The organism is Spirillospora sp. NBC_01491, assembly GCF_036227065.1.
Lineage (GTDB): Bacteria > Actinomycetota > Actinomycetes > Streptosporangiales > Streptosporangiaceae > Spirillospora > Spirillospora xylanilytica.
In genome coordinates, this window is record NZ_CP109432.1 from 487,923 (window position 1) to 511,761 (window position 23,839).

Sequence of the window (23,839 nt, forward strand, 5' to 3'; positions counted from 1 at the left end):
CGGCGGGTCGGCGGACCCGGGCGGGGACCTGGTGGGCCGCTCGGCGGGCCCACAGGCGGGGTCCGGTCCGTCACTCGGTGGAGATGGCCTTCAGGACGTCCATCCGGCCGGCCCGCCACGCGGGCCACAGCGCGGCCAGCACGCCGATCACGGCCGCCACCACCAGGTAGGCGGCCAGCGTCCCGACCGGGATCGCCAGCTCGCTCAGCCCGTCGTCCTTGAGCGCCTGCTGGAGCGCGGCGCCGAACGCCACCCCGAGGCCAATGCCGAGCAGTGCGCCGAAGATCGCGATCACGATCGACTCGGCCCGGATCATCCGGCGGAGCTGGCGGCGGCTGATCCCGATCGCGCGCAGCAGCCCGATCTCCCGGGTCCGCTCGATCACCGACAGCGCCAGGGTGTTGACCACCCCGACCGCCGCGATGATCACCGACATCACCAGCAGGATGGTCAGGAAGGTGACGAACCCGTCGACCTGCTTGCGCGCGTCCTTCTTGAGCGCGTCCTGATCGGTGACCTTCAGGTTCGGATAGTCCTTGAGGGTGCCCTCCAGCGCGGTCCTGGTCGCGGTGTCGGCGCTGCGGGTGTCGACGATCACGCTGGCGATCGCCGGTTTCGCGGTGTGCGCCAGGTACGCCGTCTGGGAGATCACCTTCGGGCCGAGAGTGTCGTTCTTGGCGTAGATCCCCGCGATCCGCAGCGGCTGCGTCCGGCCGTCGGTGAACTGCACCGGCACCGTGCCGCCGAGCGTCCACTTCTGGCTCTCGGCGGTCTCCTCGTCGACCATCATCCCGTCGCGGCCGAGGGCCGTCCCGCCGGACACCATCTTCAGCCTGGTGCCCTGCGCCAGCGCCGCGGGGTCGCCCGACACGTACGCGGCGCGCTTGCCGTCGATCTTGGCGTTGGCGGTGTAGTACGGCGAGGCCTTCTCCACCCCGGGGGCGGCGGCGATCTTGGCGACGACCTCGGGGCCGACGCCGCCGGCGCCGGTCGGCTCGATCAGGTAGTCGGCGCCGAACTGCTGGTCGACCTGCGCATCGACCGAGGCCCGCATGGACGCGCCCATCACGTTCACCGCGGTGATCAGCGCGAGGCCGATCATCAGCGCGGCGGCGGTCGCCGCGGTGCGGCGCGGGTTGCGCAGCGCGTTCTGCCGCGCCATCCGGCCCGGCGCGCCCATCAGCCCGGCGGCCGGCGCGCCCAGCACCTTCACCACCGGGACGCTGATCACCGGGGCGAGCATGGTGATGCCGATGAACACCAGGAACGCGCCGATCCCGACCGGGACCGCGGGGTTGCCGCCGCCGCCCCCGAGGCCGAGCCCGATCAGGCCCGCGCCGACCAGGGTGAGGAGCGTCCCGAGCGCGATCCGGATCCGCAGCGACCGCTGCGGCATCGCCACGTCGTCGCGCATCGCCGCGATCGGCGGGATCTTGGCGGCGCGGCGGGCCGGGAAGTAGGCCGACACCACGGTCACGATGATGCCGACCGCGTACGACCAGATCACCGGCCTCGCGGTGAACACCAGCCCGCTCGAGCCGGCGTCGCCCATCTGGGTCTGGAGGAGCGCGGCCAGCCCGGCGCCGGCGGCCAGGCCGACGGTGGACCCGACCACGCCGACCGCGACCGCCTCGCCGATCACCGCCCGGGTCACCTGCGGCCGGCCGGCCCCGATCGCGCGCAGCAGCGCCAGCTCACGGGTGCGCTGGGCGACCAGCATCGAGAAGGTGTTGAAGATGATGAACGCCCCGACGAAGATCGAGATCAGCGCGAACACCAGCAGGAAGGTACGGAAGAACCCCATGATCGCGGCGACGTCGCTCTTGGTGTCCGCGCGCATCTCGGCCCCGGTGACGGCCTCCATGTTGGGCGGCAGCACCCGGGCGACGCGGTCGCGCAGCTCGGCCTCGCCGATGCCGTCGGCGCCCATCTCGATGTCGGAGTAGTAGCCCGGCTTGAGCAGCAGCCGCTGCGCGGTCGGGGTGTCGAACGCGGTGATGGTGGTGCCCATCATGTTGCCGGTGTCGACCAGCCCGACGATCTTCATCGGCCGCGGCGGGCCGGTGGTGATCACCTTGACGGTGTCGCCGATCCCGTAGCGGCCCTTCTTGGCGGTCTCGGCGTCCACGACGACCTCGGCGGGCCCCTTCGGGGCGCGGCCGGACGCCAGGTCGAAGTCGCCGGCGGTGTTCCAGCTGGTGCCGAGCTGCGGCGGGCCCTGCTGCTCGGTGCCGATGATCTTGCCGTCGCGGCCGACCACGGCCGCGTAGCCGTTCACGTTGCCGACCGGGTCGCGGACCCCGTCGATCCCGCGCACCGCCTGGAGCACCGAGGCGGGCACCGGCTCGGCCGCGGCGCCGTCGTCGTCGACGTCCACGACCTTCTTGGCCCGCACGTCCACCGCGATGTTCTTGCCGATCTTGCCGAACACGTCGTCGAACTGCTTGTTCATCGTGTCGGTGAAGATCAGCGTGCCGGCCACGAAGGCGACCCCGAGGATCACCGCCACCGCGGTCAGCACCAGCCTGATCTTGTGCGCCGCCAGGTTGCGGAGCGTGACCTTGGCCATCATCGGGCCGCTACCCCCGGCAGCTCGAAGCCCTTCATCCGCTCGAGCACGCGCTCGGCGGTCGGCCCGGCCATGGTGTCGACGATCTGCCCGTCGGTCAGGAACAGCACCTGGTCGGCGTAGGCCGCGGCGGTCGGGTCGTGGGTGACCATCACGATGGTCTGGCCCATCCGGGCGACCGAGTCGGCGAGGAAGCCCAGCACCTCGGCGCCCGACCGGGAGTCCAGGTTGCCGGTCGGCTCGTCCGCGAAGATGATCTCGGGCCGGGAGGCGAGGGCGCGCGCGCACGCCACCCGCTGCTGCTGGCCGCCCGACAGCTCCGACGGCCGGTGCTTGAGCCGCGGCCGCAGGCCGACGGTGTCGATCACCTGGTCGAGCCACTCCCGGTCGGGCCTGCGCCCGGCGATGTCCATCGGCAGCGTGATGTTCTCCAGCGCGGTCAGCGTCGGCACCAGGTTGAACGCCTGGAAGATGAAGCCGATCTTGTCGCGGCGGAGCCGGGTGAGCTGCTTGTCCTTCAGCCCGGTGACCTGGGTGTCGCCGATGAAGACCTGGCCGGAGTCGATCGAGTCCAGCCCCGCCATGCAGTGCATCAGGGTCGACTTGCCCGAGCCGGAGGGGCCCATCACCGCGGTGAACCGGCCGCGGGGGATGCCCACGGTCACCCCGTCGAGGGCCACCACCTCGGCGTCGCCGCGGCCGTAGCGCTTGGCGACCTGCTGGGCCCGTGCGGCGAAATCGCCCGCCCCGGGCGCGAGGTGCGCGTCGGAGCCGGATGGGGCGGCGTTCGTCACGTGAACTCCCCTGTCTGCAATTGCGGTGGAGGGTGGAGGGTGGAGGGAAACGGGGATCGCGATTCCCCGGCGATCCCCGTGCAACAAAACAGTAGAAGTCCGGCACCCCGGAGGGATGGACCCAGGGAACGGACTTCCTGCTCCACCCTCCGCATGAGGAAGCCCCCCGGCGGTCGTCCTGCGGGAGTAGAGGACCCCGTCCAGAGCGGGGGGTCCCTCAGGGGCCGCCCCTGAGGGAGCCGCGAGAATCCGCCCGCGCCCAAGCCTCCACCCCAAGCCCCCGGCCCTGTGCTCCCGGCCTGTGCTCCCGGCTTGGGCTCCCGACCTTGGGCGCCTCCGGACGGCACGGGGGAGCGGGGGATCACGCGGGCGCCGGTCAGGCGCGCCGGCGCCAGGGGGCAGGGTCGGGGCGTGCCGGGGTCAGGGGTGCCGCGGCCAGCCGCACCAGGGTCAGCGCGCGAGCGCAGGAGGGCCGAGGACAGGAGACCGGACGGAGGGAGCGCCGGGCGGACGGTCAGGTCTGGCCGGGACGGCTCAGGCCCGTCTCGTACGCGTAGACGACCGCCTGGACCCGGTCGCGCAGTCCCAGCTTGGCCAGCACGTTCCCGACATGCGTCTTCACCGTCGTCTCGCTCACCACCAGCGCCGCCGCGATCTCGGCGTTGGACTGGCCGCGCGCCACATGCGACAGCACCTCGCGCTCCCGCTCGGTCAGCGTGTTCAGCCCCGGCGGCGGCGACGCGTCGCGCACCGCGGGCAGCCGGGTCGCGAACTTGTCGAGCAGCCGGCGCGTCACGCTCGGCGCCACGATCGCGTCACCGGCCGCCACGATCCGGATCGCCGTCACCAGGTCCTCGGGCGGCGAGTCCTTCAGCAGGAACCCGCTGGCCCCGGCCCGCACCGCCTCGATCACGTACTCGTCCAGGTCGAACGTGGTCAGGATCAGCACCCGGGGATCATGAGAGGCCGCCTCCTCCCGGATGATCCGGCGGGTCGCCTCGATCCCGTCGACCCCCGGCATCCGGATGTCCATCAGCACCACGTCCGGCAGCAGCGACCGGGTCAACTCGACCGCCGCCGCGCCGTCACCGGCCTCGCCGACCACCGCGATGTCGGCCTCGGCCTCCAGGATCAGCCGGAACCCCGTCCGCAGCAGCGGCTGATCGTCCACGAGCAGCACCCGTACGGTCGTCATCGAGTCGCTCCGCCCCGGCCGGCCGGCCGGTCCCCGCTCGTGTCCATCGTCCCGCTCCTCGTTCCGCGCCGCTCGTGCTCGAATGTATGTCCCTACGGAGGCTATGCCTCCAGCGGGAACCGCGCCCGCACCCCGAACCCGCCGCCGACCCGGGGGCCGATGCGCAACTCGCCGCCGTACAGCGCGACCCGCTCGTACATTCCGACCAGGCCGTGCCCCGGATTGTCCTCATTGTCGGCGATGATGGTCGCGGTGCCGCGCCCGTCGTCCTCAATCTCCACCGTCAGATCGGCGTCGGTGTAGTACAGCCGGACCCAGGCCCGCGCCTGCGACCCGGCGTGCTTGAGGGTATTGGTCAGCGCCTCCTGGATCAGCCGGAACGCCGCCACGTCCACCCCCGGCGACGGCGTCCGCGCCTCGCCCTCGATCCACAGCTGCACCGCCAGCCCCGTCTCCCGGACGTGGTCGAGCAGTTCCCCGAGATCCCCCAGCCCCGGCTGCGGCGCCAACTCCCGGCCCGCCGCTTCGGTGTCCCGGTCGGTCCGCAGCACCCCCACGATCCGCCGCATCTCGCTCAGCGCCGTCCGCCCGACCTCCTCGATCGTCGACATCGCCTCCCGGGCACTGCCCGGATCCCGGTCGATGATCCGCCGCGCCGCGCCCGCCTGCACCGTCATCACGCTCACATGGTGCGCGACCACGTCGTGCAGCTCACGCGCGATCCGCGACCGCTCCTCGATCCGTGCCGCCCGCGCGTCCGAGCCCCGCGCCCGCTCCAGCCGCGCCGCCCGGTGCTCCAGCTCGGCGAAGTAGGTCCGCCGCAGCCGCAGATTGCGGCCCAGCGCCCACACCCCCGCCACCAGCGCGCAGTCGGTCGCCAGCACCAGCACCGACATGCCCACCGGCAGCAGCAGCAGCGACGCGACGAAGTACACGAACGCCAGCAGCCCACCGAGCGCGCTGTGCGCCAGCCCCCGGTGCACCGCCACGCTGTACACCGCGACCAGGAACGCCACCACGCCGGGGATCGACGGCGGATAGTCGCGGGCGGTGACGAGGAGCTCGCCCACGATGACGAACAGCAGCACCGACATCGGGAACCGCTGCCGGAACACCAGCGCCCCGGTCACCAGGACGATCAGCACCCCGTTGAGCAGATCGGGGGAGTGGAACCGCGCCAGCGGCTCCGCGCCCACCTCCTGCAAATAGTGCTGCGGCAGCCCCACCAGCAGCAATCCCAGCGCCAGCAGGGCGTCGGCGGCCTGCGGACGCGCCTGAAGCCAGGCGCGGAAATTCTGGAGACCACGGATGCGGGGTGACACGATTCTCACCCTAGGAGGTCGTGCCAGGTCGCGAGCCCTCCTGAACGCCGATCCGGCGTCATCCCCAAGGAGGACCCGCGACGCCCCTCCGGACCGCCCTACAGATCATCGCGCTCGCGCGCCGCCGTCTCCAGGTCGGCGGGCGACGGCCGGTCGACCGGCGACGACGGCAGCGGCGGAAGGGTGCCGCCGAACTCGGGACACCGCTCCTTGTGGTCGCACCAGTCGCACAGCCGGCTGGTGCGGGGCCGCCACTCGCCGGTGTCCATCGCCCGCCGGATCGCCTGCCACAGCGCCTCGACCTTGCGCTCGGTCGCCCGCAGATCGGCCTCGTCAGGCTCGTACCGGAGGATCTCCCCGTTGCCGAGGTACATCAGCTGGAGCAGCCGCGGCACCCGGCCCTGCGACCGCCACAGCACCAGCGCGTAGAACTTCATCTGGAACAGCGCCCGCGCCTCGAAGTCGGCCCGCGGCGCCCTGCCCGTCTTGTAGTCGACGATCCGCACGTCACCGCTCGGCGCGACGTCCACCCGGTCGATGTAGCCGCGCAGCCGCAGCCCCGACTCCAGCACCGTCTCCACGAACAGCTCGCGCTCGGCGGGCTCCAGCCGGGTCGGGTCCTCCAGCGTGAAGTAGCGCTCCACCATCTGCCGCGCCTCGTCCAGCCAGCCGTCGCGCTCGGCCCGGCCAGCTTCGCCGTCCTCGAACAGCGCCGCCAGCCCGGGCTCGGCCGCCAGCAGCCGCTCCCACTGAGGGCCGAGCAGCTCCAGCGCCGCCGGGACCGTCCGCCCGCCCGTCGGCAGGTCGTACAGCCGCTCCAGCACCGCGTGCACCAGCGTGCCGCGCGCCGCCGCCGGGCTCGGCCGCTCGGGGATCTTGTCGATCACCCGGAACCGGTAGAGCAGCGGACACGTCATGAAGTCGCCCGCGCGGGAGGGGGACAGGGAGCCGGCCGCCGCCGGCCGCCCACCGCTGGTCCGCGTGACCGCTTCGCCGTCGGCCTCGGTGGTCGTCATGGCCAGCAGCGTAGGCGACACCCCCGACGAAAACCCGCACCCCGCCGTCCGCCGAGCCCAGCGCCCCGCCGGGCCCCGCTCCGCCCCGCGGGCCCCCGTGCCCGCCGTCCGCCCCAAGATCACGTCAGCGGGCCCGTCAGGCCCTCCCGGCCCCCCTCCCGGGCCACTTCGGAAACCGTCCGGACGCCGCGGCCAGCCGATCCGCCGCCACGGGGCCGTAGCATCGGGGACGTGACAGACAGCGCACCCCCGCCCCAGGGCGAGACGCCCGCCGGCGACCCCGGAACCTCCGGCGGCCCTCCCGGCCGCCCCCGCCGCGGCGGACGCCCCGGGCTCTACATGGGCCGCCCGTTCGGCGTCCCGGTGTTCGTCTCGCCGAGCTGGTTCGTGGTCGCCGTCCTCGTCACCATCATGTTCGAAGGCCAGGTCAACGGCGTCATCTCCCGCCCCGCGAGCTACCTGGTCGCCTTCGCCTACGCCGTCCTGCTCTACGGATCGGTGTTCGTCCACGAGCTCAGCCACGCCGTCACCGCCCGCGTCCTCGGCCTGCCCGTACGGTCGGTGACCCTGCACATCCTCGGCGGCGAGACCTCCATCGAACGCGAGGCCCCCACCCCCGGCCGCGAATTCCTCATCGCCTTCGCCGGCCCCCTGGTGAACCTCGTCCTCGCGGGATTCGGCCTGCTGGCGCACATGATCGTCCCGATGCCCGACGTCGCGCTCCTGCTCGTCGACGCCCTCACCTTCGCCAACCTCCTGGTCGGCGTCTTCAACCTGCTGCCCGGCCTCCCCCTCGACGGCGGACGCCTCGTCCGGGCCGCGGTCTGGAAGGCCACCGGCCACAGCCGCAACGGCGCCATCTTCGCCGGCTGGGTCGGCCGCGGCGTCGCCGTCCTGTGCCTGGTCGCCGGCGCGTTCCTGGCCACCGACCGCACCGAGGACGGCACCGGCGGCGGCATCGGCTGGCTCGCGCTGCTGTGGTCCGCGCTCGTCGCCTCCTTCATCTGGGTGGGCGCCACCCAGGCCATCCGCGCCGAGCGGGTCCGCGACCGCATCCCCCTCCTCCAGGCCCGCCGCCTCGCCCGCCGCGCCGCCCAGGTCACCGCCGACGTCCCCCTCGCCGAGGCGCTGCGCCGCACCCACGAGCAGCACGCCGGCGCCATCGTCATCATCGACCACGACGGCCGCCCCCTCGGCCTGGTCAGCGAGAAGTCCGTCACCTCCACCCCCGAGCACCGCCGCCCCTGGATCCCGGTCGGCGACCTGTCCCGCGGCCTCGAGACCACCCTCACCCTGCCCGCCGACCTGGCCGGCGAGGAACTGATCGACGCGCTCCGCCGCGCCCCCGCCTCGGAGTACCTCCTGGTCGAACCCGACGGCCGCGTCTACGGCGTCCTCGCCGCCGGCGACGTCGACCGGGCCTTCGCCGGGGTCTGAACGCCCCAAACCCCCGCTAGCCTTGACCGTCATGAGCGAACCCACGCCGACCGGCCCCGCGCGGCCCGAGCCCGCACCCTCCACCGGCCGCATCCCGCACGGCCCGTTCCGGCCCGGAGACCAGGTTCAGCTCACCGACCCCAAGGGCCGGATCAACACCGTCACCCTCCAGCCCGGCAAGGACTACCACTCCCACAAGGGCTCCATCCCGCACGACGAGATCATCGGCAGCCCCGAGGGCTCGGTGTTCCGCTCCAGCGGCGGCACCGACTACCTCGCCTTCCGCCCCCTCCTCGCCGACTTCGCCGTCCGGATGCCGCGCGGCGCCGCGGTCGTCTACCCCAAGGACGCCGCCCAGATCGTCGCGATGGCCGACATCTTCCCGGGCGCCCGCGTGATCGAGGCCGGCGCCGGCTCCGGCGCGCTGAGCTGCTTCCTGCTCCGCGCCGTCGGCGAACGCGGCGTCCTGTCCTCCTACGAGCGCCGCCCCGAGTTCGCCGAGGTCGCCCGCGCCAACGTCGAGCGCTTCTTCGGCGGCCCGCACCCCTCCTGGCGCCTCACCGTCGGCGCCCTGGAGGACTCCCTCGCCGAGACCGAGGTCGACCGGGTCGTCCTCGACATGCTCGCCCCCTGGGAGTGCGTCGACGCCGTCGCCAAGGCCGTCATCCCCGGCGGCATGGTCTGCGCCTACGTCGCCACCACCACCCAGATGTCCCGTGTGGTCGAGGAGCTGCGCGCCCACGGCGCGTTCGCCGAGCCGTACGCCTTCGAGACGATGCTGCGGTCCTGGCACGTCGAGGGCCTGGCGGTCCGGCCCGACCACCGGATGGTGGGGCACACCGGGTTCCTGGTCACCGCCAGGCGGCTCGCCGACGGCGTCACCCCGCCCGTGCGCCGCCGCCGTCCGGCCAAGGCCGCCGCCGAGGCCGAGGCCGCGGCCGCGGCCGCCGGGACCGCTCCGGCGGACGGCGACACCGCCGCCGCTGAGTCCTAGATCACGTTTGCGGAGGGCCGGCGGCAGGCATCCGTCACCGCCGGTCATCCCGTAACACGGAATTCACAGGACGCCTGCTGGTGCTCCCGCACCCCGGTCCTCGCGCGGGAATCGGCGGGCCGTCGCCGGACCACCCCCGAATCCGGTTTTTTCGCCGCCTTCCGGAACCGCATCGGTGCCCGCCACACCCCCGGACCGGGCCGTCCGGGGTCCCGGCGGGCCCTCCGCCACGACACGAGTACCGATTGGGCAGGTTACGGAAGCCCTCCAGATAGGTAGGGTCTCAGTAGGTCGTCGGCTCTCTTCGTGAGGAGGTGACGGGGCGTGGCCGCTCGTGACGATGCTGGGGCGCGCAGGGTGCAGCACGACAAGGAGGTCAGTGACCTTCAAACGCAGATGTCCTTCTTGGAGGAGGAGATCTCCGTGTTGCGCCGGAAGCTCGCGGAATCCCCGCGCCAAGCACGTGTTCTGGAAGAACGTCTCCATGAGGTACAGGCCAACCTGGCCGCGGTAACGGGTCAGAACGAGCGTCTCGTAGCGACCCTCAAAGAGGCTCGTGAACAGATCGTGGCGCTCAAAGAGGAGGTCGACAGGCTGGCGCAACCACCGTCCGGGTTCGGGGTCTTCCTGGAGACCACCGGCGATGGGACGGTCGACATCTTCACCGGTGGCCGCAAGCTGCGGGTGAACGTCAGCCCAGCCGTCGACGTGGACGAACTACAGCGTGGCCAAGAGGTCATGCTCAACGAGGCACTGAACGTCGTCGAGGCCCTGGAGTTCGAGGAGCAGGGCGAGGTCGTCATGCTCAAGGAGCTCTTCGACGACGGTGAGCGGGCCTTGGTGATCGCGCACGCCGACGAGGAACGCGTGATCAAGCTGGCCGAGCCGCTGCGCGGCGTCCCCCTCCGGGCGGGCGACTCGCTGATGCTCGAACCGAGGTCCGGATACGCGTACGAGAAGATCCACAAGGCCGAGGTCGAAGAGCTCGTCCTCGAAGAGGTCCCGGACATCTCCTACAACGAGATCGGCGGGCTGGGATCGCAGATCGAGATGATCCGCGACGCCGTCGAACTGCCCTACCTGCACGCGGACCTGTTCCGCGAGCACCAGCTCCGTCCCCCCAAGGGGGTGCTGCTGTACGGGCCGCCCGGCTGCGGCAAGACGCTCATCGCCAAGGCCGTCGCCAACTCGCTGGCCAAGAAGGTCGCCGAGCAGACCGGCACCGAGGGCAAGAGCTTCTTCCTCAACATCAAGGGCCCCGAGCTCCTCAACAAGTACGTCGGCGAGACCGAGCGGCACATCCGCCTGGTCTTCCAGCGGGCCCGGGAGAAGGCCTCGGCCGGCACCCCGGTGATCGTGTTCTTCGACGAGATGGACTCCATCTTCCGCACCCGCGGATCGGGAGTCTCCTCCGACGTGGAGAACACGATCGTGCCGCAGCTGCTGAGCGAGATCGACGGTGTCGAGGGGCTGGAGAACGTCATCGTCATCGGCGCCTCCAACCGCGAGGACATGATCGACCCGGCGATCCTGCGCCCCGGCCGGCTGGACGTGAAGATCAAGATCGAGCGTCCCGACGCCGAGGCCGCCAAGGACATCTTCTCCAAGTACATCCTCACCGGCCTCCCGCTGCACCCCGACGACCTCAAGGAGCACGGCAGCTCCGATGAGGCCACCGTCGACGCGATGATCCAGCGGGTCGTCGAGCGGATGTACACCGAGACCGAGGAGAACCGCTTCCTGGAGGTCACCTACGCCAACGGTGACAAGGAGGTCCTGTACTTCAAGGACTTCAACTCCGGGGCGATGATCCAGAACATCGTCGACCGGGCCAAGAAGATGGCCATCAAGCAGTTCCTCGACACCGGCCAGAAGGGCCTGCGGGTCACCCACCTGCTGGCCGCCTGCGTCGACGAGTTCAGCGAGAACGAAGACCTGCCCAACACCACCAACCCCGACGACTGGGCCCGCATCTCCGGCAAGAAGGGCGAGCGGATCGTCTACATTCGCACGCTCGTCTCGGGCAAGCAGGGCACCGAGGCCGGCCGCTCCATCGACACCGTCGCCAACACCGGCCAGTACCTGTAACCCGCCTGATACCGTCGGTAACGGCGCGGCGGCTGCCCCCCGGTGGCCGCCGCGCCGCACCGCCCATCACGTGCGGCACCAGCTCCGGCAAAGATCATTCCTCTTGAGCGAATGGGTCAGAGACGGTCATTACGTCCTCTAGCATCGATGCCGATGCCTCCCGAAACCCCCACCGCACTCCCTCCGGCGCCACGGGTCCGCCTGAGGGAAGTCGACCTGCTGCGCTTCCTCGCCGCCCTTGCCGTGCTGATGTACCACTACACCGGCTCCCTCGGCGGCCCCTGGAAGGGCGAGAAGGCCCGTGAGCTGTTCGACCCCGTCTCCACCCTGACCCAGTTCGGCTACCTCGGCGTCGAACTGTTCTTCCTCATCAGCGGCTTCGTCATCCTGATGAGCACGTGGGGACGGACGATGGCCGACTTCACCGTCTCCCGGATCATCCGGCTCTACCCCGCCTACTGGTTCAGCGTCCTGCTCATTGGAGCGATCTACCTCACCACCGGCCTCGGCCGGGGCCGTCCCGAGGCGCTGATCCCCAACCTCACCATGTTCCAGCAGGGCATGGGCATCCAGAACGTCAGCGGCGTCTACTGGACGCTCTGGACCGAGATGCACTTCTACGCCCTCATCGCCGTCCTGGTGCTCACCGGCGTCACCTACAGCCGGTGCATCACCTTCATGTCCACCTGGACCGTGCTCGCCGTCTTCGCCAAGGAGACCGGCAACGGCGTCCTGGAGGGCCTGCTCATCCCCGAGTTCGCCCCCTACTTCATCGCGGGCATGGCGTTCTACCTGATCCACCGCTTCGGCTCGAGCTGGCTCCTCTGGGGCTTCGCCGCCTTCTCCTGGGCCACCTCGATGCGCTACGCCCTGCCGGCCGCCACCGGCGAGCCCTACAGCCTCGCGCCCTCCGACGCCTGGCCCGCCATCGCCGTCATCACCACCGCGCTCTTCGGGCTGATGGCCCTGGTCGCCACCGGCAAGCTCAGCAAGCTGCGTTGGAAGCACTTCGCCACCCTCGGCGCGCTCACCTACCCGACCTACCTCATTCACTACGAGCTCGGCCCGGCCCTCGCCCGCCTCCTGCACCCCGCGCTGCCCTACTGGGCCGCCCTCGCCGCCATCACCGCGATCGTCCTGGTGGCCGCCTACCTCATCAACAAGCTCGTCGAGGACCCCCTCGTCAAACTGCTCAAACCGCGCCTCAAGGACTCCTTCCAGCGCCTCAGCGCGGCCGACACCGGCCGCCACCGCGGCAAACGCGCGCGTACCCCGGACGTCCCGGCGGACGAACCGGCGGCCCCCGCGCCGCACGCGAACGACACGCGGGCGATCGTCCCCGCCGGGCCGACACCCCCGCACCACGAAGAGGAGGCCCATGGCTCCACCCCCTCGGCCCCGATAGGCTCGTCGATATGAGTGTTCGGCGGGTGATGGGCATCGAGACCGAGTACGGCATCTCCGTACCCGGTCAGCCAGGGGCCAACGCGATGATGACCTCCTCACAGGTCGTCAACGCCTACCTCGCGGCGTCGGCGGCACGGGCGAGACGAGCCCGCTGGGACTTCGAGGAGGAGAACCCGCTCCGGGACGCCCGCGGGTTCGACCTCGCCCGCGAGGTCGCCGACCCGACCCAGCTCACCGACGAGGACCTCGGCCTCGCCAACGTCATCCTCACCAACGGCGCGCGCCTGTACGTCGACCACGCCCACCCCGAGTACTCCGCGCCCGAGTGCACCAACCCCCGCGACGCGGTGGTCTGGGACAAGGCCGGCGAGCGCGTCATGGCCGACGCCGCCCGCCGCGCCGCGATGGTGCCCGGCACCCACCCCATCCAGCTCTACAAGAACAACACCGACAACAAGGGCGCCTCGTACGGCTGCCATGAGAACTACCTCATGAAGCGCGAGACGCCCTTCGCCGACATCGTCCGGCACCTCACCCCGTTCTTCGTCTCCCGCCAGGTCGTCTGCGGGGCGGGCCGGGTCGGGATCGGCGTCGACGGCCGCGGCGACGGCTTCCAGATCAGCCAGCGCGCCGACTTCTTCGAGGTCGAGGTCGGCCTGGAGACCACGCTCAAGCGCCCCATCATCAACACCCGCGACGAGCCGCACGCCGACCCCGAGAAGTACCGGCGGCTGCACGTCATCATCGGCGACGCCAACATGAGCGAGGTCTCCACCTACCTCAAGCTCGGCACCACCGCGCTCGTCCTGGCCATGATCGAGGACGGCTTCCTCACCGTCGACCTGTCGGTCGACATGCCCGTCGCGGCCCTGCGCGCGGTCTCGCACGACCCGTCCTGCAAGCACCTGCTCACCCTGCGCGACGGCCGCAAGATGACCGCCGTCCAGCTCCAGATGGAGTACCTCGAGCAGTGCCGCAAGTACGTCGAGGACCGGTACGGCGCCGGCGTCGACGAGATGACCAAGGACGTCCTGGACCGCTGGGAGTCGGTGCTGCACCGCCTCGGCGACGACCCCATGCAGCTCTCCCGCGAGCTCGACTGGGCCGCCAAGCTGTCCCTGCTCGAGGGCTACCGCGACCGCGACGGCCTCGACTGGTCCCATCCCCGGCTCCAGCTGGTCGACCTCCAGTACACCGACATCCGCCCCGACAAGGGCCTGTACAACCGCCTCGTCGCCCGCGGCCGGATCGACCGCGTCGTCACCGAGGCCGAGGTTGGCGCCGCCGTCGAGGACCCGCCCGAGGACACCCGCGCCTACTTCCGCGGACGCTGCCTCAGCCAGTACGCTGATTCGGTCGCCGCCGCATCCTGGGACTCGGTCATCTTCGACGTCCCCGGTCGCGAGTCCCTCCAGCGCGTCCCCACCCTGGAGCCCCTGCGGGGTACCAGGGAGCACGTGGGCGCCCTCCTGGACCGCTGCCGCACCGCCGCCGACCTCGTCACCACCCTCACCGGCCAGAGCTGACCCGGGCGCGCCCCGCGCCCCTGCGCCCGCCGCTCATTCGTGACCGCTATGCCCGTTTCAGGGGTTCACGGACGGGCGATAAACCCACCAGGCCCCCCGTGCCCGCCCAGGTGAAACGGATCGCGAAGTCCGCTGACCGCCGGTGATCGGGGATAGGGTTGGGGGCACCGGCAGAGTGGAGGAACGGGATGGCCACGAAGGACACGGGCGGCCAGAAGCAGAACACCCGCCGCACCGAGGAGGTCGAGGAGACCGAGACCTCGACCACCGACGAGACCCAAGAGCGCAACGAGAAACTGACCGACGACGTCGACGCCATTCTCGACGAAATCGACGAAGTCCTCGAGGAGAACGCCGAGGAGTTCGTGAGATCATATGTCCAAAAAGGTGGACAATGATCTGGAATGTCCAGTTCGGTCAATGGTCCCGGCAAAAGGTGCCCGGACTGCGGTGAACTGAAGACGCCCACTGAATTCGGGCGTAACAGGAGCAGGCCGGATGGCCTGGCCTTTATTGCAAGATCTGTTTTAGGTGTCGGGGCAGCCAGGGTCATCGCGACCGGATGGCGCGCGAGGGGCGCGTAGTGCGGGAGCGGGCGGAGGTGCCGGAGGGCTGCAAGTGGTGCCCCGGCTGCGAGGTCGTCAAGCCCTTCGGTGAATGGAGCGCGAACCGCTCCGCGAGAGATGGGCTCAATTCCTACTGCAAGGCGTGCAAGGCCCTCCGGAACGCCGATCACCATCTCAAGAAGACCTACGGCCTGACTCGCGGCGAACTCGACGGGATGCTGGCCGCCCAGGGCGGGTTGTGCCGCATCTGCCGCAGGTCCGCCGCGGTTCATGTGGACCACGATCACAAAACGGGCGAGGTGCGCGGGGTCCTGTGCTTCAAGTGCAATGTCGCCCTCGGACAACTGGACGATGACCCGGAGCGGATGAGCCGGGCGGTCGAGTACGTGAGCCCTCAGGAGGACGCGGCCGTCCGGAGGTCCCCGCATATGGAAGTGGTACCCGGCGTCTATCAGCGGACACTGTGCGTCGTGGGGGCGGAGGTGGTCAGGCGGTGGACGCCTGTGCCTTTGAACATGGTCGCGATCCGGTAGGCGCACAGGGCCGACCGGGTCCGGGGTCGTTGACCACGTCGGTGAGCAGGGTGCGGAGCTCGGGGGCGAGCCAGGCGGCGACCGGGGGTTCGAGGTCGGGGCGGTGGGCGGCCATGCCGGCGGCGAGCAGGGCGGTGGCGGCGGGCCGGGGTTCGGCGCCGGAACCGTCCGGGACGAGCGCGTCGGCGAGGTCGTAGAAGGCGAACTGGAGGCGTTCGCCGGGTGCGGAGTCGGAGAAGAGCGCGGCGCCGAGGTGCGCGGGGCAGCGTGCCCGCCATTCGCGTTCGACGCCCTGGTCGCCGTGGGGCGGCGCCTGCGTGGCCTCGGTGAGGGTGGAGCGGAGGCGGTAGCGGACGGCGGCGCCGACGGGGCGTCCGACGGTGGCGGCGGGGTGGAGCGGCGTCGCGGTCGGCCGGGGTCCCATCACCACGGGCTCGTGGTAGTCGGGGCGCGGAGGGTTCGCCGTGGGCGGACTGCGGTAGGGATCTCGCGGCATGCGCTGGATGCCCGTTGAACAGTAGGGTCTAGTTCGTCCGCGCCGGTGTGCTCGCAGGGGAGGCCGGCGCAATGGTGGAGGGAAGGAGTCGCGTGGCGTCCCACGATTCGCACACCGGACGTCTGCCGGGGTTGTTCGGGAGCCCGGATACGTCCTCGTTCACGGAGTTCCTGGGGGGTTACTCTCCGGAGCTGCTGCCCGGCCGGCGGACGCCGCCGGCGTCCGCGGTGGGGGACGAGATCCCGCATGGCACGACGATCGTCGCGGTGACCTTCCCGGGTGGGGTGGTGATGGCGGGCGACCGGCGGGCGACCGCCGGCAACGTGATCGCGCAGCGCGACATCGAAAAGGTGTTCCGGGCCGACGAGTTCTCCGCGATCGCGGTCGCGGGGACGGCGGGGCTCGGCATCGAGATGGTGCGGCTGTACCAGGTGGAGCTGGAGCACTACGAGAAGCGCGAGGGCCGGACGCTGTCGGTGGAGGGCAAGGCGAACCGGCTGGCGTCGATGGTCAGGGGGAACCTGGCCATGGCGATGCAGGGCCTGGCGGTGGTGCCGTTGTTCGCCGGATACGACGAGGAGCGGGACGGGGGGAGGATCTTCTCCTACGATCCGGCGGGCGGCCGGTACGAGGAGCGCGACTTCTACTCGATCGGCTCGGGGTCGGTGTTCGCGCGGGGCTCCCTGAAGAAGCTGTTCCGGGCGGACCTGTCGGCGGAGGACGCGGCGCTGGCGTGCGTGCAGGCGCTGTACGACGCGGCCGACGACGACTCGGCGACCGGCGGCCCGGACATGACGCGCCGGATCTTCCCGGTGGTGGCGGCGGTGACCTCGGAGGGGTATCGCCGGCTGGGCGAGGACGAGGTGGGCGCGCTGGCGCAGACCGTCGTCGACGGACGTTACGACTCGCCGGGCGGGCCGACCGCCCCGCTGCGATAGAAGGGATCCAGACCGGTGTCCATGCCGTTCTACGTGTCGCCCGAACAGCAGATGAAGGACAAGGCCGACTACGCGCGCAAAGGCATCGCGCGGGGCCGCAGCGTGGTCGTGCTCCAGTACGACGGCGGGATCCTGTTCGTGGCGGACAATCCGTCGCGGGCGCTGCACAAGATCAGTGAGATCTACGACCGGATCGCGTTCGCGGCGGTCGGCAAGTACAACGAGTTCGAGAACCTGCGCCTGGGCGGGGTGCGGTACGCCGACATCAACGGGTACCAGTACGACCGCCGCGACGTGACGGCGCGGGGGCTGGCGAACGTGTACGCGCAGTCGCTGGGGACGATCTTCACCGAGACCAACAAGCCCTACGAGGTGGAGCTGGTGGTCGCGGAGGTGGGGGAGGAGCCGGCGGCCGACCAGATCTACCGGTTGACGTTCGACGGCTCGGTGGCCGATGAGCACGGCTATGTGGCGATGGGCGGGCAGGCGGACGCGGTGGCGCAGTCGCTGAAGGACCGCTACCGCGAGGGCATGTCGCTGACCGAGGCGCTGCGGGCGGCGGTGGAGTCGCTGGAGGCGCAGGACTCGGAGCGGCGGCTGGAGGCGAAGGCGCTGGAGGTCGCGGTGCTGGACCGCGACCGCGAGCACCGGCTGTTCAAGCGGCTGCCGGCGGCGCGGATCGAGGAGTTGTTGCGCGAGTCGGCGGAGGCGGGCGGGGACGGTCCGGCCGCCGGTGCCGAGGAGGAGTCCTCGGGCGACTGATCCTGCCGGTCCGGGCCGGTGGTGGGGATCCGCTCGCGCGGGTCCGGTGGCGGCGGCCCGGTGAGGAGTGGACGGGGACCCGTCGTGGACGTTCGGCTTCGGCCGTCCGGTCGCGGCGGGTTCTTTCCGTTCCGGGTGCTGATCTACAACGTAAAGGCACCGGGTCGGGCGGTGGTGCGGCCGGCGGCCCGGGCGTCCCTGGGAAACCCAGGGCACCAGAGACTGCCAAGTCGGGGTCCGGACGCATAGGGTCGGGGTGTGGACAGGCGCATCTTCGGGCTTGAGAACGAGTACGGGGTCACCTGCACCTTCCGCGGCCAGCGGCGGCTGTCACCTGATGAGGTGGCCCGCTATCTGTTCCGCAGGGTGGTGTCGTGGGGCCGCAGCAGCAACGTGTTCCTCCGCAACGGCGCGCGGCTCTACCTGGACGTGGGCAGCCACCCCGAGTACGCCACGCCGGAGTGCGACAGCGTCGTCGACCTGGTGACGCACGACAAGGCCGGCGAGCGGATCCTGGAGGGGCTGCTGGTCGACGCCGAGCGGCGGCTTCGCGAGGAGGGCATCGCCGGCGACATCTACCTGTTCAAGAACAACACCGACTCGGCCGGGAACTCCTACGGCTGTCACGAGAACTATCTGGTGGGGCGGCACGGCGAGTTCGGCCGGCTGGCCGACGTGCTGATCCCGTACCTGGTGACCCGCCAGATCATCTGCGGTGCGGGCAAGGTGCTCCAGACGCCGCGGGGCGCGGTCTACTGCGTGTCGCAGCGGGCCGAGCACATCTGGGAGGGCGTGTCGTCGGCGACGACGCGGTCCCGGCCGATCATCAACACGCGGGACGAGCCGCACGCCGACGCCGAGCGGTTCCGCAGGCTGCACGTCATCGTGGGCGACTCCAACATGAGCGAGGCCACGATGCTGCTGAAGGTCGGCGCGACCGACCTGGTGCTGCGGATGATCGAGGCCGGCGTGGTGATGCGGGACCTGACGCTGGAGAACCCGATCCGGGCGATCCGGGAGGTCAGCCACGACATGACGGGCCGCCGGAAGGTGCGGCTGGCCAACGGCCGCGAGGCGAGCTCGCTGGAGATCCAGCGGGAGTACTTCGGCAAGGCCAAGGACTTCGTGGACACCCACGGCGGCGACGAGACCGCCAAGCGGGTGCTCGACCTGTGGGAGCGGACGCTGCGGGCGGTGGAGACCGGTGACCTCGGCCTGGTGGCGCGGGAGATCGACTGGGTGACCAAGTACCAGCTCATCGAGCGGTACCGGCGCAAGTACGATCTGCCGCTGTCGTCGCCGCGGGTGGCCCAGCTCGATCTGGCCTACCACGACGTGCATCGCGACCGCGGGCTGTACTACCTGCTCGAGAAGCGGGGGTCGGTGGAGCGGGTGGCGCGCGATCTGGACATCTTCGAGGCCAAGTCGGTGCCGCCGCAGACCACCCGGGCGCGGCTGCGCGGCGAGTTCATCAGGAAGGCGCAGGAGAAGCGCCGCGACTTCACCGTCGACTGGGTGCACCTGAAGCTGAACGACCAGGCGCAGCGCACGGTGCTGTGCAAGGACCCGTTCCGTTCGGTGGACGAGCGGGTCGACAAGCTCATCGCCGGCATGTAGCCGGTGCCGCGGGCCCGCCTCCGGTTCGTCCGGCGGCGGGCCCGCGCGCGTCCGGGCCCATGCGCGTCCGGGCCCATGCGCGTCCGGGCCCATGCGTGTCGGGGTCGTGCACGCCCGGGGGGTCGCGCGTCCGGGCTCACACGCGTCCGGCGGGCCAGGCGTGTCGGGGGCGGGCCGCGGGCGTCCGGCGTGGCCTGCGGACGGTCCCGTGTCGGGCGGTCGGCTGGGGGTAGGGTGAGCGGCCAGTAACGGCCCCACGAGCCCCAGAAGGACCCCGCATGCGCCGTCGTCTCACCGCCTTGCCCGCGGCAGCCGTCCTGGCCGCGCCGCTTCTGCTGACCGCGTGTTCCGGCGCCGGGGACGTCATGGTGAAGGTGAAGGGGGACTACGGGCAGCGTCCGGAGGTGTCCTTCCCCAAGGGCGACCCGGCCGAGGGGCTGGCGGTGCGGACCCTGGAGGACGGCAAGGGGGCCGAGGCGCGCAAGGGCGACCTCGTCGTGGCCGACTACGTCGGCTACCGGTGGAGCAAGGACGGCAGGAAGCTGCTGGCCAGCAGCTTCGCCGGGGGGCGGCCCGGGGCGTTCCCGACGGGCCTGCTGGTGCCGGGCCTGGACCGGGCGCTGACCGGGGCGCGGCCGGGCTCGCGGGTGGTGGCCAAGATCCCGCCCGAGGACGGCTACGGCGACAAGGGCGACTCGGTGCACCAGGTGGGCGCCGACGACACGCTGGTGTACGTGCTCGACGTGCGGGCGGTCTATCCGCGGACGGCGGCGGCGAAGGGCGCGATGCGGGCGCCGTCCGGCGCGGGGCTGCCGCGGGTGGCGCCGGCGGCGGCGGGCGGGGCTCCGGCGATCACCGTGCCGCGGTCGGCGGCGCCGAAGGCCCTGCGGGCCTGCACGCTGATCGAGGGCGGCGGGCCGCGGGTCGGCAAGGGGCAGCTCCTGGCGCTGCAGTACGAGGGCGTGTTCTGGCGGGACGGGAAGGTGTTCGACTCGTCCTGGGCGGACGGGCGCGCGTCGGCCGCCACGATCGGCACCGGCCAGGTGATGAAGGGCTGGGACCAGGCGCTGATCGGGCAGAAGGTCGGCAGCCGGGTGCTGGTGGTGGTGCCGCCGGCGCTCGGGTACGGGGCCAAGGGGCTCGCGCAGGCCGGGATCAAGGGGAGCGACACGCTGGTGTTCGTGGTCGACGTCCTCGGCGCGCACGGGAAGTCCTCGGGCGACGCCGCGCCGGTCGAGGCCGGCTGCTCCTAGCGCCCCTACCGGCCGAACCCTCCGGTGCGTCCGGCCGGCGGGGGAAGGTCAGGGGAGCAGGGCGGCGGCGTGGCGTCCGGCGGCGGCGGCGGTGAGGAAGTAGGCCAGGTCCTGGTCCAGGCGGCGGCCCATCGTGGACAGCCGCACCCCCCAGTCCTGCTCGGCGGAGCGCAGGACGTCGTGCAGGCCGTCGACCGGGACCGGCACCAGGTCGTGCCGGTCGCCGAGCGGGGCGGCCTCGGCGGCGACCCGGGCGCCGAACGGGCCGCCGAGCTCGGGCACGGGGATCTCGGCGCGGGCCAGGGCGACGCGCCCGTAGGCGGTGAGGCTGTGGTGCGAGACGCCGAGGTGCCGCTCGCGGGCGTCGCCCTCGCTGACCCGCAGCGATCCGACCGGGCGGCCCGACAGCACCGACGCCGCGTTGACGGCCTCGCCCGCCGAGACCCCGGAGAACCCCCAGCGGGTGCCCGTGCCGAGGTTGCCGGGGCCCTGCGCCAGGACGATCACCTCGGCGTCCAGGACGAGCCGGGCGGCCAGCAGCCCGGTGTGGACGGTGACGGCCTCCAGGTCGCCGCCGAACGCCTGCCCGGTGGTGACGGTGGCGGCCAGCGCGCCCGCGTCCCTGAGCCGGGCGATCGACATGGAGAACCAGGCGGGCAGCGCGCCGCCGTCCGGCATCACGTACACCGCCCGGGTGCCGGGCCGGGCGGCCAGCAGCCCGGCCAGGATCGGCGGCAGCGCCGAGTGCAGGTCGGCGACGATCACCGGCGTCCCGTCCAGGGAGTCGGCTTCGCGCAGCAGCGCGTGGTGGGGGGAGTCCTGCTCGTCGGCGCCGAGGACGGTGGCCTGGAGCGGGGTGTAGCGGGCCTTGACCAGGTGGCCGGGGCCGGACGGGTCGGGGGGCAGCCGGTCGGGGATCGCGACGACCATCGCGTAGCCGCCGGTCCCCAGCCCCATCGCCAAGGCCGTAGTGTTGAGCAGGACGGTGTCGCCCGGCTCGGGCCGCCCCACCAACTCGGGGTAGGCCAGTGCGCGGTGCGTGCCGTCGTCCCCGATCGAGACGTTCAGCTCGACCGCTCCGGGCCATTCCCGGCGGATGCCTTCAACCGTGCCTTTACGCCATCGGATCACACGGGAAACGGTAGCGTCCTCAACGGGAGTACCGGGGAAGATCAGGCTCACCCGACGAAGAGGTGGTGGCGAAGTGTCGCGGCGCAAGACCGAGCGCCTGCTCAATCTGGTGGTCTGCCTGCTCGCCACCCGGCGTTATCTGACCGCCGAGCAGATCCGCCGGGCCGTGCCCGGCTATCCCGAGTCCGACGATGCGTTCAAGCGGATGTTCGAACGCGACAAGGAGGAGCTGCGCGAGCTGGGTGTCCCGCTGGAGGTCGGCAGCGACCAGGACGGCGGGGGCGGCGACGAGATCGGCTACCGGATCCCGCCGCAGGCCTACGAGCTCCCCGACATCCATCTGAGCCCCGACGAGGCCGCCGTGCTGGGGCTGGCCGCGCGGGTCTGGCAGCGCGCCACCATGGCCGAGGCCGCATCGGGGGCGCTGCTGAAGCTGCGCGCCGCCGGGGTGGAGACCGACGCGACGACCACGCTCGGCATCGAGCCGCGGGTCAACACCGCCGATCCCTCGTTCCCGGCGCTGTGGGAGGCGGTCCGCGACGGCCGTCCGGTCGCGTTCGACTACCAGGGCATCGGCCGGACGTCGGTCTCGCGCCGCCATCTCGAGCCGTGGGGCGTGGTCAGCCGCCGGGGCCGCTGGTACGTGGTCGGCCACGACCGCGACCGCGAGGAGACGCGGGTGTTCCGGCTCAGCCGCATCACCGGCGCGGTCGCGGTGGACGGCCGTCCCGGCACGGTGACCGTGCCCGACGGTGTCGACGTGCGCCGGATCGCCTTCGACCGGGGCGACCGGGTCGCCGAGCCGCGTCCGGCGACGGTGCGGCTGCGCGCGGGCGCGGCGCAGGGCCCGCGCCGCTGGGCCAGGGACGTGCGCGACCTGGGCGGCGGCTGGGACGAGGCCACGCTGACGTTCCGCGACGTCGACCGGTTCGCGCCGTATTTGGCGCGGTTCGCCGACGACGTGGTGGTCCTTGATCCGCCCGACCTGCGCGAGGCGGTCATCCAGCAGCTCAAAGCGGTGCTGTCGGTGAGCGATGTCCCGGCGGACGCGGACGCGGATACGAATGCGGACACGGACAGGGACACGGACACGGTCCCGGCCGGGGCGGCCGGCACGGGCACGGGCATGGGGGCGGGTGGCCGATGAGCGGCGCGACGGGCGGCGGCAAGGCCGCCGCGACGACCTCCACCGGCCGGCTCGGCCGGCTGCTGGCCCTGGTGCCGTACGTGGTCAGCCGCGACTCGGTGGCGCTCGACCAGGCCGCGGCGGCGTTCGGGGTGAGCCAGAAGCAGCTCATCGACGATCTCAACCTGCTGTGGTGCGTCGAGCTGCGCGCGCCCGACCCGTACTGCCCGATCGACCTGTCCTACGAGGGCGGCGAGATCATCGTCACCGAGGCCGAGTCGATCGCCCGGCCGCTGCGGCTGAAGGTCGACGAGGCCAGCGCGCTGCTGGTGGCGCTGCGGATGCTCGCGGGCATCCCCGGCCTCCAGGACCGCGACGCGCTCAGCCGGGTGATCGCCAAGCTGGAGACGGCGGCCGGCGCCGCCGCCGAGGTCAGCAGCAAGGTGGCGGTGGAGGTCGACGCCGGCGGCGAGACCCTGGGCCGGCTGCGCCACGCGATCGGCGCGGGCCGCCGCGTCCACCTGGCGTACTACGTGCCGGCCCGTGACGAGAACACCGAGCGCGACGTCGACCCGATGCGGCTGCTGATGGTCGAGGGCAACGGGTACCTGGAGGGCTGGTGCCGCCGAGCCGAGGCGGTGCGGCTGTTCCGCCTCGACCGGATCACCGCGCTGGCCGTGCTGGACGTGCCCGCCGAGGTGCCCGACGGGGCCGAGCCGATCGACGTGGACGCGGGGCTGTTCCGGCCGTCCCCGGGCGACGAGAAGGTCACCTTCGAGCTGACCCCGCGCGGCCGGTGGGTGGCCGACTACTACCCGTGCGAGAGCGTCGAGGAGGTCGGCGAGGGGCGGTTGCGCGTGGTGCTGCGCACGCCCGACACCCGGTGGGTGCGGGGACTGGCGCTGCGGCTGGGCGATCAGGGACGGGTGGTCGCGCCCGCGTGGCTGGCCGCCGGGGTCCGCGACGACGCCGTCCGGGCGCTCGCCCGGTACGGCATGGCGTGACCGGGTCCGCTACGGTGGCGGACGTGGCGTGGGTTCCGGTGTCGGTGGTCTTGGGGTTCGTCGGT

General features: G+C 71.9%; 20 protein-coding genes. 13 read left to right on the top strand and 7 right to left on the bottom strand.

Annotated elements, in window-relative coordinates; translation table 11 throughout:
- Positions 1 to 70: 70 nt before the first annotated feature.
- The 5 genes from OHA34_RS02435 to OHA34_RS02455 form a co-directional block, all read right to left on the bottom strand.
- A complete protein-coding gene (locus OHA34_RS02435) occupies positions 71 to 2,572 on the bottom strand; it encodes an ABC transporter permease (RefSeq protein WP_329520564.1) in 2,502 nt (833 codons plus the stop codon).
- Positions 2,569 to 3,363 carry an ABC transporter ATP-binding protein gene (locus OHA34_RS02440; RefSeq protein WP_285943607.1) on the bottom strand — a complete coding sequence of 265 codons (795 nt, stop codon included), beginning with the start codon at positions 3,361 to 3,363 and terminating at the stop codon, positions 2,569 to 2,571. Before OHA34_RS02440 ends, OHA34_RS02435 begins: the two co-directional genes overlap by 4 nt.
- A 514-nt stretch (positions 3,364 to 3,877) precedes the next feature.
- A complete protein-coding gene (locus OHA34_RS02445; RefSeq protein ID WP_285943605.1) occupies positions 3,878 to 4,558 on the bottom strand; it encodes a response regulator in 681 nt (226 codons plus the stop codon).
- Between the two features lie 101 nt (positions 4,559 to 4,659).
- A complete protein-coding gene (locus OHA34_RS02450; protein ID WP_285943603.1) occupies positions 4,660 to 5,880 on the bottom strand; it encodes a sensor histidine kinase in 1,221 nt (406 codons plus the stop codon).
- Between the two features lie 98 nt (positions 5,881 to 5,978).
- Positions 5,979 to 6,896 (bottom strand): RecB family exonuclease, encoded by a 918-nt coding sequence (locus tag OHA34_RS02455; protein WP_285943602.1) that lies wholly within the window; start codon positions 6,894 to 6,896, stop codon positions 5,979 to 5,981.
- 231 nt (positions 6,897 to 7,127) lie between these two features.
- On the opposite strand from OHA34_RS02455, the gene OHA34_RS02460 reads away from it, so the two are divergent.
- The 7 genes from OHA34_RS02460 to OHA34_RS02490 all read left to right on the top strand — a co-directional run bounded on the left by OHA34_RS02460 (position 7,128) and on the right by OHA34_RS02490 (position 15,447).
- The gene (locus tag OHA34_RS02460; RefSeq protein WP_285943601.1) at positions 7,128 to 8,333 is read left to right on the top strand and encodes a site-2 protease family protein; all 1,206 of its coding nucleotides are present in this window, start codon (positions 7,128 to 7,130) and stop codon (positions 8,331 to 8,333) included.
- A gap of 31 nt (positions 8,334 to 8,364) precedes the next feature.
- Positions 8,365 to 9,327 (top strand): tRNA (adenine-N1)-methyltransferase, encoded by a 963-nt coding sequence (locus OHA34_RS02465; RefSeq protein WP_285943600.1) that lies wholly within the window; start codon positions 8,365 to 8,367, stop codon positions 9,325 to 9,327.
- 324 nt (positions 9,328 to 9,651) lie between these two features.
- The gene (gene arc / locus OHA34_RS02470) at positions 9,652 to 11,415 is read left to right on the top strand and encodes a proteasome ATPase (protein ID WP_285943599.1); all 1,764 of its coding nucleotides are present in this window, start codon (positions 9,652 to 9,654) and stop codon (positions 11,413 to 11,415) included.
- 153 nt (positions 11,416 to 11,568) lie between these two features.
- Positions 11,569 to 12,834: an acyltransferase family protein gene (locus OHA34_RS02475; protein ID WP_329520565.1), complete on the top strand. Its 1,266-nt coding sequence runs from the start codon at positions 11,569 to 11,571 to the stop codon at positions 12,832 to 12,834.
- Positions 12,831 to 14,348 carry a depupylase/deamidase Dop gene (gene dop / locus OHA34_RS02480; protein ID WP_285943597.1) on the top strand — a complete coding sequence of 506 codons (1,518 nt, stop codon included), beginning with the start codon at positions 12,831 to 12,833 and terminating at the stop codon, positions 14,346 to 14,348. Before OHA34_RS02475 ends, dop begins: the two co-directional genes overlap by 4 nt.
- A 188-nt stretch (positions 14,349 to 14,536) precedes the next feature.
- Positions 14,537 to 14,746 carry a ubiquitin-like protein Pup gene (locus OHA34_RS02485; protein WP_329520566.1) on the top strand — a complete coding sequence of 70 codons (210 nt, stop codon included), beginning with the start codon at positions 14,537 to 14,539 and terminating at the stop codon, positions 14,744 to 14,746.
- A gap of 164 nt (positions 14,747 to 14,910) precedes the next feature.
- Positions 14,911 to 15,447 (top strand): endonuclease VII domain-containing protein, encoded by a 537-nt coding sequence (locus OHA34_RS02490; protein ID WP_329520567.1) that lies wholly within the window; start codon positions 14,911 to 14,913, stop codon positions 15,445 to 15,447.
- Here the strand turns inward: OHA34_RS02490 and OHA34_RS02495 are convergent.
- On the bottom strand, positions 15,401 to 15,877 hold the full coding sequence (locus OHA34_RS02495; RefSeq protein ID WP_329520568.1) for a hypothetical protein: 477 nt from the start codon (positions 15,875 to 15,877) through the stop codon (positions 15,401 to 15,403). The genes OHA34_RS02490 and OHA34_RS02495 overlap by 47 nt on opposite strands.
- A gap of 137 nt (positions 15,878 to 16,014) precedes the next feature.
- On the opposite strand from OHA34_RS02495, the gene prcB reads away from it, so the two are divergent.
- The 4 genes from prcB (at position 16,015) to OHA34_RS02515 (ending at position 20,513) form a co-directional block, all read left to right on the top strand.
- Positions 16,015 to 16,881: a proteasome subunit beta gene (gene prcB, locus OHA34_RS02500; RefSeq protein WP_329520569.1), complete on the top strand. Its 867-nt coding sequence runs from the start codon at positions 16,015 to 16,017 to the stop codon at positions 16,879 to 16,881.
- A gap of 21 nt (positions 16,882 to 16,902) precedes the next feature.
- Positions 16,903 to 17,643, top strand: a complete 741-nt coding sequence (gene prcA, locus OHA34_RS02505; protein ID WP_285943844.1) for a proteasome subunit alpha — start codon at positions 16,903 to 16,905, stop codon at positions 17,641 to 17,643.
- Between the two features lie 258 nt (positions 17,644 to 17,901).
- Entirely contained in the window at positions 17,902 to 19,260 is a 1,359-nt protein-coding gene (pafA, locus tag OHA34_RS02510) for a Pup--protein ligase (protein WP_285943592.1), read from the top strand.
- Positions 19,261 to 19,538: 278 nt separating this feature from the next.
- Positions 19,539 to 20,513 (top strand): FKBP-type peptidyl-prolyl cis-trans isomerase, encoded by a 975-nt coding sequence (locus tag OHA34_RS02515; protein ID WP_329520570.1) that lies wholly within the window; start codon positions 19,539 to 19,541, stop codon positions 20,511 to 20,513.
- A 48-nt stretch (positions 20,514 to 20,561) separates the two neighbouring features.
- Here the strand turns inward: OHA34_RS02515 and OHA34_RS02520 are convergent, their stop codons facing one another.
- The gene (locus tag OHA34_RS02520; RefSeq protein WP_285943590.1) at positions 20,562 to 21,644 is read right to left on the bottom strand and encodes a DUF3866 family protein; all 1,083 of its coding nucleotides are present in this window, start codon (positions 21,642 to 21,644) and stop codon (positions 20,562 to 20,564) included.
- Positions 21,645 to 21,717: 73 nt separating this feature from the next.
- Between OHA34_RS02520 and OHA34_RS02525 the strand changes: the two genes are divergently transcribed.
- Both OHA34_RS02525 and OHA34_RS02530 read left to right on the top strand, forming a co-directional pair.
- Positions 21,718 to 22,791, top strand: coding sequence for a helix-turn-helix transcriptional regulator (locus OHA34_RS02525; protein WP_329520571.1), 1,074 nt, complete (start codon positions 21,718 to 21,720; stop codon positions 22,789 to 22,791).
- Positions 22,788 to 23,774, top strand: a complete 987-nt coding sequence (locus OHA34_RS02530) for a helix-turn-helix transcriptional regulator (protein WP_285943588.1) — start codon at positions 22,788 to 22,790, stop codon at positions 23,772 to 23,774. The genes OHA34_RS02525 and OHA34_RS02530 overlap by 4 nt, the downstream gene beginning before the upstream one ends.
- The last annotated feature ends 65 nt before the right edge of the window (positions 23,775 to 23,839 follow it).

Coding starts and splice junctions, on each gene's coding strand:
- OHA34_RS02435 (WP_329520564.1), bottom strand. CDS start 2,572: ATGATGGCCAAGGTCACGCTCCGCAACCTGGCGGCGCACAAGATCAGG.
- OHA34_RS02445 (WP_285943605.1), bottom strand. CDS start 4,558: ATGACGACCGTACGGGTGCTGCTCGTGGACGATCAGCCGCTGCTGCGG.
- OHA34_RS02455 (WP_285943602.1), bottom strand. CDS start 6,896: ATGACGACCACCGAGGCCGACGGCGAAGCGGTCACGCGGACCAGCGGT.
- OHA34_RS02465 (WP_285943600.1), top strand. CDS start 8,365: ATGAGCGAACCCACGCCGACCGGCCCCGCGCGGCCCGAGCCCGCACCC.
- OHA34_RS02475 (WP_329520565.1), top strand. CDS start 11,569: ATGCCTCCCGAAACCCCCACCGCACTCCCTCCGGCGCCACGGGTCCGC.
- dop (WP_285943597.1), top strand. CDS start 12,831: ATGAGTGTTCGGCGGGTGATGGGCATCGAGACCGAGTACGGCATCTCC.
- OHA34_RS02485 (WP_329520566.1), top strand. CDS start 14,537: ATGGCCACGAAGGACACGGGCGGCCAGAAGCAGAACACCCGCCGCACC.
- OHA34_RS02490 (WP_329520567.1), top strand. CDS start 14,911: ATGGCGCGCGAGGGGCGCGTAGTGCGGGAGCGGGCGGAGGTGCCGGAG.
- prcB (WP_329520569.1), top strand. CDS start 16,015: ATGGTGGAGGGAAGGAGTCGCGTGGCGTCCCACGATTCGCACACCGGA.
- prcA (WP_285943844.1), top strand. CDS start 16,903: ATGCCGTTCTACGTGTCGCCCGAACAGCAGATGAAGGACAAGGCCGAC.
- OHA34_RS02515 (WP_329520570.1), top strand. CDS start 19,539: ATGCGCCGTCGTCTCACCGCCTTGCCCGCGGCAGCCGTCCTGGCCGCG.
- OHA34_RS02530 (WP_285943588.1), top strand. CDS start 22,788: ATGAGCGGCGCGACGGGCGGCGGCAAGGCCGCCGCGACGACCTCCACC.